We start from the raw sequence: 12,217 nt of genomic DNA, 5'->3' as shown, positions 1-12,217 counted from the left end.
ATGCCCGAACCCGAGGAGTCGCCGTGGTCGCCGTGAGATTCCACTGCGGACACGGCGCCGACCCCGGCGACCCCGGGGTGCTCGCGCTCCGCCGCGCCTGCCCCCTCTGCATGCTCGTCGCCGAGACGCAGCGCTCGCGCGCCGAGCTGCTGCGCAAGGTGGCCCCGCCGATGCGCGGGAGGCTCGCCGTCGAGACCCGGATCGGTGCCGAGTACCTCTGGCAGTGCCCGCGCGGGCACGACCGCTACCCCGCGACCGTGAGCGACGTGCTCACGGGCACGGGCTGCGCGAAGTGCCGTGCGAACGCCGCGGCGCCCGCCGCGTTGCGCGAGGCCGGTCTGGCCTTCATGAAGCCGGGCCTCAAGACCCGCACCTCCATGACCGAGCAGCGGCTCCGCACGATGCTCGGCGAACGCATCCGGTTGCACCACCGGGTGAACGCCGTGCACATCGCCCGCACGTTCTTCGGGCGCAGCGAGGTCTGGCCCGACGTGCTCGTGCCGCAGCTGCGCATCGCGGTCGAGTACGACGACCCGGGCCGCTCCCGGCGCGCGCACCTCGGCATGAAGGAGGCGTCCGACCTCGAGAAAGACGAGGCGCTCGCCGAGGTGGGGTGGGAGGTGATCCGCATCCGCGCGGGCGGACTCGACTCGCTCGGGTCGAACAGCATCGTCTGCCGCACGTTGACCGAGCCCGTCGTCGACGCCGTCGTCGAGCGCATGCGGGCACTCCGCGGAGATGCGGCCGTCGACGCGATCTCGATCGCGGGGTCGGCCGCGTCCTAGGCGCGGCCAGTGGGCTGCAGGCCCCGCGGGCTTGCAGTGGGCTGCAGGCCCTGCGGGCTGGCAGTGGGCTGCGTGCCCTTGGGGCTGCGGGCCTGTGGAGAACGCCCGCTGCCTGAGCCCGAGAACCGATAGCGTTACGAGACCCGTGCACACTCCCGCGCGGTCTCGCGCGCGCAGAAGGGCCAGCGGATGCTCCTCCCGTTCCTGATCGTCGGCGGAGTGGGCCTCGTGCTGCTCCTCATCTCGTTGGTGCTCGGCGACATCCTCGATCACCTCGACGTCGGCGACGGCGCGATCTCCGGCACGGCGCTCTCGGTCGGCCTGGTGGTCTTCGGGGCGTCCGGCGCGCTCATCGCGACGACCGGCCTCGACCTGGTCTGGGCGTACGTGCTCGCGATCGTGCTCGGCATCGCGGGCTACGTGCTCTCGGCGGTCGTCGTGCGCAACCTCACGAACTCGTCCGACGGCGTGCCCGCCTCGGCCGTGGGGCTGTCGGGCATCACCCGCTCCGACGTCTCCCCCGCCGGCGGCGAGGTGAGCCTCGACGGTCCGGGCGAGATCGAGCGCCGCCTCGCCTACGCCGACGAGGCGATCCCCGAGGGGTCGCGCATCGTCGTCGTCGAGCACGTCGGCACCCGCGTCAAGGTCGCCGTCGGCTGAGGTCGACGTCGACCCCGCCGATCGCCTCGACCGCCCCACCGGCCCGACCCCACCTGTTCCCGCCCTGCTCCCGAAAGGCACCACCTTGCTGCTGGACCCGACCACGATCCAGGTGATCGCGATCATCGCGATCGTCATCGCCCTGCTCTCGCTGCTCGTCTTCATCGCGCGCCGCATCCGCCGCGTGCCGCCCAACGAGGCGCTCGTCATCGTCGGGCGCGGCGCCGGCCGTCGCGACGCCCAGGCCGGCGTCGGCCAGCGCGTCGTCATCGGCGGCCGCACCTTCGTCTGGCCGATCCTGCAGCAGGGCTTCTCGATATCGCTCGAGCAGCGCCAGATCGGCATCACCGTCGAGGGCGTCGACAAGAACCGCATCAAGATCGCGATCAAGGCGTCGATCAACTTCAAGGTCAGCGGCACCGAGGAGGGCGTGCGCCGCGCGGCCCAGCGCTTCCTCTCGCAGCAGGAACTGCTCACCGAGATCATCAAGGAGTCGCTCGAGGGTTCGCTGCGCTCGATCGTCGGCGACATGACCATCGAGCAGATCATCTCCGATCGCAAGAGCCTCTCCGACCGCGTCGTCGCCGAGACCAAGACCGACCTCGTCGAGCAGGGCCTCCAGGTCGACCTGCTGAACATCTCCGACATCTCGACGCCCGGCAGCGACTACCTCGCCAACCTCGGCCGCGCCGAGGCGGCCAGGGCACGTCAGGTCGCCGAGGTGAGCGAGGCCGAGGCTGCGCGTGCGAGCGAGTTCGCGCGCATCGAGGCCGCCGAGCAGATCGCCGAGCGGCAGAAGGCCCTGAGCCTCAAGCAGGCCGGCATCAAGGCCGAGACCGACCGCGCCAACGCCGAGGCGGAGGCCGCGGGCCAGCTCGCGACCGCCGAGCAGGACAAGCTCGTCGCCGTGCAGGAGCGCGACGCGCTGCAGGAGCAGGCGCTCGTCACGCAGGAGCGCCTCGACATCGAGATCCGCAAGCCCGCGGAGGCCGAGGCATACGCCGAGGTGCAGCGCGCGACCGCCAAGCGCGACGCCGCGAACGCCAGCACCGAGGCCGAGGCGTTCAGGCGCACCAAGATCGCCGAGGCGAACAAGGTCGCGGCCGTGCAAGACGCCGAAGCCGCCGCGACCGCGGTGCGGTTCGCGGGCGAGGCCGAGCGCGACCGCCAGGTCGCCCTCGCCGCCGGTGTGCGCGCCGAGGGCGAGGCCCGCGCCGCTGCGATCGAGGCCGAGGGTCTGGCCGAGGCATCCGCCACCGATGCGAAGGCACTCGCCCTCCAGAAGTACGGCGAGGCCGCCCTCGCGCAGGAGATCATCTCGCGACTGCCCGAGATCGTGCGCGCCGCCGCGGAGCCGATCTCGAACATCGACAAGCTCACGGTCGTCTCGACCGATGGCGCCAGCGCCGTCACGAAGACGGTCGGCCAGGTGCTCGGCGAGGGCACCGAGGTGGTCAAGTCGCTCACGGGGCTCGACGTCGGCTCGATCCTCGCCGGCCTCGCCGGCGGGCAGCTCGTGAAGTCGGGCGACGCCGTCAAGTAGCGTCCAGCCGCCCTTCTGGCGGCCCCGCCGACCGGAGCGCCGGATGCCTCTCTCGAGACATCCGGCGCTCTCGTCGTGACGCCCGCGAGTTGCGGGCCGGTGCATCACCAGCGGCCGTGCCCGCGGCATCCGCCCTTCGCGCCGCGGTCGTTCGCGAAGACGTGGTCGATCCGCCAGACCTCGCCGGCCAGTCCGATCACGAACGCCGCATCGCGCGCGAAGTAGACCGACGTCGGACGATCGAGGCCGTCGACCACGACCGACAAGCCGCCGCCACGCGTCACCTCGACGAGCGAGCCCGTGTCGGGAGATGCCGGCGAACCTGGCTCACCGCCCGTCCACGCGCCCTGGGAGAGCCCGTAGAGTCCGCATCGGCCGGCCTCCACATCGACGAGGAGCGGCGCACCGGCCGCGACCTCGTGCGCCATCGAACGCCAGGGGTTCATCACGACGATCCGTCCCTCTTCGGGCAGATGCGGCGTCGGACCCGCCTCTGCGACGTACAGACGCGCTCCGGCGAGGTCCAACCCCGTCGGCACGGTGTTCTCGAACTGCGCGAGCTGCGTGATTCGGCCCGAGAGCCCCGCGAGGAGCACCCGGTTGTGGTGCCCGTCGGTGACCACGAATCCGCCGCGCACCGGCTCGAACGCGAACTGCACCCCGCTCGGCACGAAGAACTCCGTCGTCGGCGGATGCGCGATCGACCATGCGCCGAGATCCGCCACGACGGTCGAGCTGTCGGCGTCGTCGATGCGGTAGATGCCGCTCACCGCTGCGCCGCCCGCACCGGGATCGACCAGCGTCACGAGCGCATACGCGGTGCGCCCGACGAACGCGACGTCGGTGACCCCACCGATCGGGTTGACCGCGGGCGGGAGGCCGGTCGCGAACGTCGAGGCCGCTCCGGTCCGCGTGTCGATGCGGGTGATCTCCCCCGTCGTCCCCTCGCCCACGTAGAGCGCGCCATCCGGCCCGATCGTGCCGCCGCTCGCACCCTCGAGGCCCGACGCGAGCAGCGTGACCTCGGGTGCGGCATCGCCGCCGCCGTGCGCACTCGCGACCGATGGCGCGAACAGCAGCGGCAGCAGCGCCGCCGCGAGCATCGCACCGGTCCAGGTCGACCGTCTCGTCTTCATCATGTCTCCCGTCGATCGGGCGCGCACGACCGCCCGTTGCCCGACCGGGCACGCGCATCCCACGATCACCGGCGGGACCCGGTTCGGGGTCCGCTCGCCCGGCGATCCATCCGGTCACAGGCTGCCGGGTCGGGCGTACGGCGTCATGACGCGAATTGACCATCTTCGGCGGAGGCGCGCGCCCCGCAGCCGAACGCGCGCCGACCAGTCGTGGGGCGGGCGGAACGCGGCATCCGCACCGGTCCGGACCGCGCGACCGGGCCGGACCGGACGTCGTGCGTGCGCGTCTCGGGCGCGCCCGACGCCGAGATCGTTCAACAATTCACCGGCCGGAATCGCCTGCAACGCCCGATCGCGTCATCACGACCCGCTCGCACCCGATACCGTTGTGCAGGTGCACTCGCCTGTCAACATCGCCATCGTCGGCCGAATCGGCCACCTGAGCCTCAACCGCCCGGACTCGATCAATGCGATCGACCTCGAGATGATGCAAGCGCTGACCGACGCCCTCGACGCATGGGCCGAAGAACCCGACGTCGACGCCGTGCTGCTCGACGGCGTGGGCGACTACGGGTTCTGCGCGGGCGGCGACTTCCGCGAGATCCTCGAGCGGGCGGCCGAGGGCATGACCATCGGCACGGTCTTCTTCCGCGACGAGTACCGCGTGATCGCCAAGCTCGCCGAGTACCCCAAGCCCGTCGTGTCGATCATGCACGGCATGACGATGGGCGGCGGCATCTCGCTCGCCGGGCACGCCTCGACCCGGGTCGTCACCGATCGGGTGAAGCTCGGCCAGCCCGAGACGGGCTACGGGTTCGCCCCCGACGGCGGCGCGACGTGGCGACTCGCCCGCACCCCCGGCGAGATCGGCACGCATATCGCGCTCAACTCCATCGACCTGACCGCGCCCGACGCGATCGCGCTCGGCTTCGCCGACGTGATGGTGCCCGCCGAACGCGTCGCCGAACTCGTCGCCGCGCTGGTCGACCCCGACGACGCCGCCGCCCCCGACGAGAAGGTGCGCCGCTTCTCGGTCGAGCCGGGCCCGTCGCCCGTTCTCGCGCGCCGCGACTGGATCGACGCGTGCTACTCGGCCGACACGGTCGAGGCGATCCTCGAGCGCCTGTGGGCGTTCTCGAACGGCGACGAGGTCGAGGGACTTCGAGCCGCCGATTCCGACGACCCCGATGCAGCTGCCGACGCCGCTGCCGCGGCCGACACGCTGCTGCGGCTCTCGCCGACGGCGCTCGTCGCGACGCTCCGGTCCGTGCGCGCCGCGCGCGACGGCGAAGACCTGCGAGACGCGCTCGAGCGCGAACTGCGCCTCGCGCGGTGGTTCACGACCCACCCCGACCTCTTCACGGGCGTGCAGGCGCTCGTCGCCCAGAACACCGAGACGCTCCACCAGGACTCCATGCCCGAATGGCGCCCCGCCGACCTCGGCGCGGTCGACATCACCGACATCGTCGCCGCCATGGAGACTCCGCTGCGGCACAGCGTGTTCCCGCGCGGGCTCGGGATCCCCGAGGCGGAGCCCGAGAGCGCCGCAACCGAGGACGCCTGAGATCGGCGCCGTCGGCGACCCGCGCTGAGACCGGCGCGTCAGCGACGGACCCCGTCAGCGACGCACCGCGTCAGCGATCGACGGCGTTCCGCCGCACGAGCGAGCGCAGCACGAAGAAGACGACGACCGCGACCACGGCGACGATCAGGGCCTTCACCAGGAACCACACCACGCTGAACACGACGTCGACCAGCACCCAGGCGATGACGACGGCGGCGATGACGCCGAGGACGGTCCAGAAGGTGCGCATGTTCCGAGGCTAGTCGACCCGCGACGACGGTCGTGCCCGATCGAAGCGGCCCGCTCGCGTTACTCGGGAACTCCGGCCGCCTCGAGCAACCGCACGATCGATTCCGCGGACCCCCACGAGAGCGAGACGCCGGCACCGCCGTGCCCGTAGCAGGCGAACGTCGGCACTCCCCGACGCTCGAGGCGCTCGACGCGCGGCACTCGCCGCGAGGGTCGCAGGCCGACGCCCTCCGACACGACGGATGCCCCGAGGAGCGCCGGCTCGATCGCCCGCGCCCGCCGCAGGATCGCCTCGGCCGTCGCGGGGTCGAGTTCGGTGCTCCAGTCGTCGATGCTCGTGCCGCCGCAGACCACGTCGTCGAACCGCGGGATCACGTACGTCATGCCGTCGGGGGCGTCTTCGTCGATGATCCAGTCGGTGAGCCCCGGGTTCGCGAGGCGCACGACCTGGCCGCGCCTGGGGCGCATCGGTTCGTCGTCGACGACGAGCTCGGTCGAGCGGATGCCGGCGGCCACCACGATCGCATCGAAGCCGGGGTCGACGGCGCTCGCGCCGAGGCCGCCGCCCGCGCCGGCCTCGCCGAAGCCCGAAGCGCCGCCGGCGCCGTCGAGTTCGTCGAGGTCGGTCACCCGATGCGTGCGCAGCTCGACGCCCATCGCGGTCACCCGGCGACGGAGCCAGGGCAGGTATCGCGACATGTCGACGACGGGCAGCACCGCTCGGAACGCACCGAGGGCCCCGGCCGGCAGGTCGGCTGCCGCGACATCCGCTCGCTCGGGCAGGTCGTTCGCCCACGACAGGTCGACGCCGTCGCGACGCACGACGTAGGTGCCGCGACGACGCGCCACGCCGGTGGCCGGGTCGCTCGCGAGCGCCTCGAGCCGCACCCGCGTGCGGTCGGACATGGCGACGACGGCGGGGTCGAGCGAGACGCCGTACGGGAACCACACGGCGCCGGCGAGGGGCGAGCAGTCGCGCGGGTCGGGCGCATCGGCGAAGACGACCACGTCGACGCCCGCGGCCCTGAGCTCGTGCGCGACGCTCAGCCCGATGACGCCCGCGCCCACGACCGCTGCTCTCATGGCTCCACTCTGCCACCCGACGCCCCGAGCCGACGCTCGGAGCCGACGCCGGGGACCGTACAATCGCCGGGTGGTCACACCCGCTCGAACACCGCCGCGAGCGCCTGGCCGCCGCCGATGCACATCGTCTCGAGGGCGAGCGAGCCGTCGAGCGCGGGCAGCTCGTGCGCGAGGGTGGCGAGCATGCGGATGCCGGTGGCGCCGATGGGGTGCCCGATCGAGATGCCGCTGCCGCGCGGGTTCAGCCTCGGGTCCTCGGCGTCGACGCCCCACTCGGCGAGGCACGCGAGCACCTGCACGGCGAACGCCTCGTTGAGCTCGATCACGTCGAGATCGGCGAAGCGGATGCCGGCGCGCGCGAGCGCGCGGTTCGCTGCTGGCACGGGCGCGACGCCGAAACGCAGGGGGTCGTTTCCGGCGACGGCCCACGAGACGAGCCGCAGCATCGGGGTGAGCCCGAGTTCGGAGGCGCGCGCACGGGTCGTGACGATGCACGCAGCCGCGGCGTCGTTCTGCCCGCTCGCGTTGCCGGCCGTGACGGTCGCATCGGGGTCGCCGCGGCCGAGCATGGGCCGCAGGGCTGCGAGCGCCTCGAGCGTGGTGTCGGCACGGGGGTGCTCGTCGCGGTCGACGATGGTCGGCGCGCCACGACCGCCGCGCGTCGGCACGGCGACGGACACCAGTTCGTCGTCGAACGCGCCGGACTCCTGCGCCGCGACCGCCCGCCGATGCGAGGCGAGTGCGAGCGCGTCCTGCGCCTCGCGGGTGATGCCGTACTCAGCGCGCAGCAGTTCGGCCGATCCGACGTTGCCCTCGGGGGTCGGGAATCGACGGCCGCCGACGGTCTCGCGTCCGCGCGAGAGCGCGTCGCGCAGCAGGAGCCCGGCGCCGCTCACCCCGCGGCGCCCCTCGACCGTGTAGAGCGGGGCGTTCGACATCGACTCGACGCCGAGCGCGACCACGGCGTCGGCGACCCCGGTCTGCACCTCCATGGCGGCGTTCAGCACGGCCTGCAGGCCCGAGCCGCAGCGGCGGTCCAGCTGGTAGCCGGTGGTGGTGACCGGGAATCCGGCGTCGAGCGCCGCGACGCGGCCCGCGGCCGGGGCCTCCATGGTCGGGTACCCCTGCGCAGCGATGACCGAGTCGACGGCAGCCGGATCGACTCCGGTGCGCTCGAGCAGCGCGGTGAGCACGGTCTCGGCGAGCGAGGTCGCCGAGACGTCTGCGAGTGCTCCGCCCATGCGTCCGACGGGGGTGCGCAGCGGGGAGCAGACGACGACCTCGCGCAGCTCGCTCATGCGCCTGCCACCGCAGGCGCGAGCGCGACGGCGAACGGCGCGCCCGTGGCATCCATCACCCGGTTGAGGTCGACCCCGGGCGCGAGCTCGACCAGCACGAGCCCGTCTTCGGTGATGTCGAACACCGCGAGGTCGGTGATGATGCGATCGACGCAGGCCCGACCCGTGAGCGGCAGCGTGCACTGCTCGACGAGCTTGGGCGAGCCGTCCTTCGCGACGTGCTCCATCACCACGATGACGCGTTCGGCGCCGTTCACGAGGTCCATGGCGCCGCCCATGCCCTTGACCATCCGGCCCGGCACGGCCCAGTTCGCGATGTCGCCGCCGGCCGAGACCTGCATGGCGCCGAGCACGGCGGTCGTGATGCGCCCGCCGCGGATCATGCCGAAGCTCGCGGCCGAGTCGAAGTACGCGGCACCGGGCAGCACCGTCACCGTCTCCTTGCCTGCGTTGATGAGCTTCGGGTCCTCCTCGCCCTCCCACGGGTACGGGCCGACGCCGAGCACCCCGTTCTCGGAGTGCAGCACGACCTCGACGCCGTCGGGCAGGTGGTTCGGGATGAGGGTCGGCAGGCCGATGCCGAGGTTCACGTAGGTGCCGTCCTTGAGTTCACGGGCCGCGCGGGCGGCCATCTCGTCGCGCGTGAGTGCCATCAGCGGGCCTCCTCATGGGTGTCGGTGGTCGAGACCCGATCGGTGATGGCGGATGCCGCGGGCCGCTGCCGCACGGTGACCTTCTCGATCGGCAGGTCGGCCGACTGCTCGCGCGAGAGCACGACGACGCGGTCGACGTGGATGCCGGGCAGGTGGATGTCGTCGGGCCCGAGCTCTCCGGGCTCCACGAGCTCGTCGACCTCGGCGATCGTGATGCGCCCCGCCATGCCCGCGAGCGGGTTGAAGTTGCGGGTCGCCTTCTCGAAGCGCAGGTTGCCGTGCCGGTCGCCCACCGCGGCGCGCACGAGCCCGTAGTCGGTGCGGATGGCGCGTTCGAGCACGTACTCGCGAGTGCGACCGAATTCGTCGAACGGGCGCAGCTCCTTCGGGTCGCTCGCGAGCGCGACGCTGCCGTCGGCGGCGTAGCGCAACGGCATGCCGCCGTCGGAGACCGCGGTGCCGGCGCCGGTCGCCGTGTAGAAGGCCGGGATCCCGACCCCGCCCGCGCGCAGTCGCTCGGCGAGCGTGCCCTGGGGCGTCAGCTCGACCTCGATCTCGCCCGCGAGGTACTGGCGGCCGAACTCCCGGTTCTCGCCGATGTAGCTCGCGATCACTCGGCGGATCCGCCCCTCGGCGAGCAGTTCGCCGAGGCCCCATCCGTCGACGCCGCAGTTGTTCGAGACGACCTCGAGGTCGCCGACGCCCAGGTCGAGCAGTGCGCGGATGAGCGTGATCGGCACGCCCGAGAGGCCGAATCCGCCGACCGCGAGCGATGCTCCCGGTGGGATGTCGGCGACGGCGGCGGCAGCCGAGGCGAAGGTCTTGTCCATGGTGCTCCGGTGTTCGTTCGTCAGCGGGTCGCGTCGTGGTCGGACGCGGGGTGGTCGAAGACGTCTCGCATGATCGCGAGGGCCTCGTTCGATGCGGGCAGCCCCGCGTAGAGCGCCGTGTGCAGCAGCACCTCGGCGATCTCGTCGCGCGTGAGCCCGTTGCGCAGCGCCGCACGGACGTGCATCGCGATCTCGGTGCCGTGGCCGCCGGTGGTCAGGCTCGCGAGCGTCGCGATCGACCGGTCCCGGAGGCCGAGGCCCGGCCTCGCCCAGATGTCGCCCCAGGCGGTGCGGGTCGCGAAGTCCTGGAACGCGGCCGTCTCGGGCGTGGTCGAGGCGATCGCACGGTCGACGTGGGCGTCGCCGAGCACCGTGCGTCGCACCCGCATGCCGCGTCCTCGGGCGACGGATGCCGCGGCGACCCGCTCGGCGGCGCCGACGTGCTCGGCGAGCAGTTCGGCGACCGCTGCGGGCTCCTCGAGCACGGCCAGGTGCGCGGCCCCGTCGAGCGCGATGTGCCGTGCGCCGGGGATGTCGTCGGCGAGGTCCTGCATCGAGGCGGGCGTGGTGACGGCGTCGTGCTCGCCGCTGATCGCGAGGGTCGGCGCCGTGATCGCGTCGAGGTCGGTCGTGCGGTCGAACGCGCCCAGCGCATCGGTGCACCGCGCGTACGACTCGTCGTCGACGTCGACCAGCGTGCCGAGGGCGCGGGCGCCCGGCCCGCCCGCGTCGCGGTCGAGGAACCCGGGGGCGAACCAGCGCGTGGCGCTGCCGGTCACGAGCGACGCGGTGCCGCTCGCCCGCACCGACGCTCCGCGCTCCGCCCAGCCCGCACGAGTGCCGATCCGTGCACCGGTGCAGCTCACGGCGAGGCTCCGCACGCGCTCTGGGTGGCGCAGGGCGAGTTCGAGCGAGATCGCGCCGCCGAGCGAGACCCCCGCGAGGTGGAACGCGCCTCCCCCGGCTTCGTCGACGACGGCGAGCACCGCCTCGGCGAGCTCCGCCATGTCGAACGCCTCTGGCGCAGCCGGGCTCGCCCCGTGCCCCGGCAGGTCGATCCGCAGGATGCGCAGGTCGGACGTGCGCGGGTCGTGGCGGAGCCTGGTCACGACGCCGTCCCAGAGTGCCGTGGTGGTGCCGAGCGACGGCAGCAGCACGAGCAGAGCGTTGCTGCCGGGACTCGTGCCCGGCGCGAATGCGCCGCGCAGACGTGGAACGCTCATGCGTGGTCCTCCAGAGGGTGGTCGGCGCTCGCCGCGAATCGGTCGAGTGCCCGGTCGACGATGCGGTCGGATGCCGCGTACAGCACGTCGCGGTCGGGGCGCTCGCCGGCCGCCCCGGACTGGGCGAGCAGGTCGGCGGCCCGAGCGTCGTCGAATGCGAGGCCCTCGAGGAGCCGACGTGCGGCTCCGGCCGCGGACCGGGTCAGCCGGAGCACCCGCCGCAGCGCGCTCCACTCGGCGTGCCAGCGCCCCGCCGACCGCTCGTCGCCGGCGACCGCCGCACTCGCGATCGTCTGGAGGAGCCCGGGCGCCTCGACCGCGGCCGCGGTGATCGCGACGGCGTCGACCGGGTTCTGCTTGTGGGGCATCGACGAGGACGCACCGCCGCCCGCAAGCACGACCTCGCCGAACTCCTCCCGGGAGAGCAGCGTCGCGTCGCCGGCGATCCGCCCGAGTGCGGCGACCGCCGCCGCGCCGGTGCCGGCGACGGCGAGCACGGCCGAGCGCTCGGTGTGCCACGAGCGCCGGGGATCGACGAGGCCGAGCCGTGCAGCAAGACCCGCGCGCACCTCGTCGGCGGCGCCGGCACGACCGGCGACGGCGTCCGCGGCCGCGCCGGTGCCGACCGCTCCGCCGAACTGCACCGGGAACGCGGTGGTGTCGATCGCGTCGATCGCCGACGCGAGGCCGTCGAGCCAGCCGGCGGCGAGCACGCCGAACGTGCCGGCCTCCGCCCGCCGGCCGACGGTGCGCGCGAGGCGCGGACTGCGCCGTTCCCGCGCGGCGAGGGCGACCAGCGCGCGCCCGGCAGCCACGAGGTCGGCCCGAGCGTCTCGGATCGTGTCGCGGGCGACGACCATGAGCGCCGTGTCGACCACGTCCTGGCTGGTCGCACCGAGGTGCAGGCGGGCGTCGGACAGCCCCGCGGCCGAGAGTTGGGCCCGGAGCTCGGGAACGAGCGCGACCACGGGAACGCCGTCGCGGGCGACGCCCGCACGGAGCACCTCGCGGTCGACGGATCCCGCGTCGAGCACGTCGGCCTGCGCATCGAGGAACTCGTCGAGCACGTCGCCCCAGGCCCGCAGCAGCGCGCGCTCGACGTCGACCATCGCGGTCAGCACCTCGTCGTCACCGGTGCCCGCGGCATCCGTCGCGCCCGGATCGATCAGTCCCCAGTCGGTCATCGGAACCCC

12 protein-coding genes are annotated in these 12,217 nt (G+C 73.3%); 4 read left to right on the top strand and 8 right to left on the bottom strand.

From position 1 onward, the window contains the following. Positions 1-23: 23 nt before the first annotated feature. From ACFVS8_RS01625 to ACFVS8_RS01615, 3 genes are all read left to right on the top strand, one after another. Positions 24-785 (top strand): hypothetical protein, encoded by a 762-nt coding sequence (locus tag ACFVS8_RS01625; RefSeq protein ID WP_387056919.1) that lies wholly within the window; start codon positions 24-26, stop codon positions 783-785. A 189-nt stretch (positions 786-974) separates the two neighbouring features. Beyond that, complete coding sequence (locus ACFVS8_RS01620; RefSeq protein WP_387056917.1) at positions 975-1,445, top strand: NfeD family protein; 471 nt, start codon at positions 975-977, stop codon at positions 1,443-1,445. Between the two features lie 88 nt (positions 1,446-1,533). Continuing rightward, positions 1,534-2,988, top strand: a complete 1,455-nt coding sequence (locus ACFVS8_RS01615) for a flotillin family protein (protein ID WP_387058142.1) — start codon at positions 1,534-1,536, stop codon at positions 2,986-2,988. Positions 2,989-3,092: 104 nt separating this feature from the next. Here ACFVS8_RS01615 and ACFVS8_RS01610 read toward each other — a convergent pair whose 3' ends face one another. Next, on the bottom strand, positions 3,093-4,127 hold the full coding sequence (locus ACFVS8_RS01610; RefSeq protein ID WP_387056915.1) for a ScyD/ScyE family protein: 1,035 nt from the start codon (positions 4,125-4,127) through the stop codon (positions 3,093-3,095). A gap of 391 nt (positions 4,128-4,518) precedes the next feature. On the opposite strand from ACFVS8_RS01610, the gene ACFVS8_RS01605 reads away from it, so the two are divergent. Next, the gene (locus tag ACFVS8_RS01605; RefSeq protein ID WP_387056913.1) at positions 4,519-5,688 is read left to right on the top strand and encodes an enoyl-CoA hydratase/isomerase family protein; all 1,170 of its coding nucleotides are present in this window, start codon (positions 4,519-4,521) and stop codon (positions 5,686-5,688) included. A 70-nt stretch (positions 5,689-5,758) separates the two neighbouring features. Here ACFVS8_RS01605 and ACFVS8_RS01600 read toward each other — a convergent pair whose 3' ends face one another. The 7 genes from ACFVS8_RS01600 to ACFVS8_RS01570 form a co-directional block, all read right to left on the bottom strand. Continuing rightward, positions 5,759-5,938, bottom strand: coding sequence for a hypothetical protein (locus ACFVS8_RS01600; RefSeq protein ID WP_387056911.1), 180 nt, complete (start codon positions 5,936-5,938; stop codon positions 5,759-5,761). Positions 5,939-5,997: 59 nt separating this feature from the next. Next, the gene (locus ACFVS8_RS01595; RefSeq protein WP_387056909.1) at positions 5,998-7,020 is read right to left on the bottom strand and encodes an FAD-dependent oxidoreductase; all 1,023 of its coding nucleotides are present in this window, start codon (positions 7,018-7,020) and stop codon (positions 5,998-6,000) included. A 74-nt stretch (positions 7,021-7,094) separates the two neighbouring features. Further along, entirely contained in the window at positions 7,095-8,318 is a 1,224-nt protein-coding gene (locus ACFVS8_RS01590; protein WP_387056907.1) for an acetyl-CoA C-acetyltransferase, read from the bottom strand. Continuing rightward, the gene (locus ACFVS8_RS01585) at positions 8,315-8,971 is read right to left on the bottom strand and encodes a CoA transferase subunit B (RefSeq protein ID WP_387056905.1); all 657 of its coding nucleotides are present in this window, start codon (positions 8,969-8,971) and stop codon (positions 8,315-8,317) included. Before ACFVS8_RS01585 ends, ACFVS8_RS01590 begins: the two co-directional genes overlap by 4 nt. Next, entirely contained in the window at positions 8,971-9,801 is an 831-nt protein-coding gene (locus ACFVS8_RS01580; protein ID WP_387056903.1) for a CoA transferase subunit A, read from the bottom strand. The genes ACFVS8_RS01585 and ACFVS8_RS01580 overlap by 1 nt, the downstream gene beginning before the upstream one ends. Positions 9,802-9,821: 20 nt before the next feature. Then, on the bottom strand, positions 9,822-11,024 hold the full coding sequence (locus tag ACFVS8_RS01575; RefSeq protein ID WP_387056901.1) for an alpha/beta fold hydrolase: 1,203 nt from the start codon (positions 11,022-11,024) through the stop codon (positions 9,822-9,824). After that, positions 11,021-12,208 carry a lyase family protein gene (locus ACFVS8_RS01570; protein WP_387056899.1) on the bottom strand — a complete coding sequence of 396 codons (1,188 nt, stop codon included), beginning with the start codon at positions 12,206-12,208 and terminating at the stop codon, positions 11,021-11,023. The genes ACFVS8_RS01575 and ACFVS8_RS01570 overlap by 4 nt, the downstream gene beginning before the upstream one ends. Between the last annotated feature and the right edge of the window lie 9 nt (positions 12,209-12,217).

Source organism: Agromyces sp. NPDC058110 (assembly GCF_042884735.1).
GTDB lineage: Bacteria > Actinomycetota > Actinomycetes > Actinomycetales > Microbacteriaceae > Agromyces.
The sequence above is the reverse complement of the archived record's forward strand: the minus strand, read 5'-3'. Positions and strand labels throughout refer to the sequence as shown.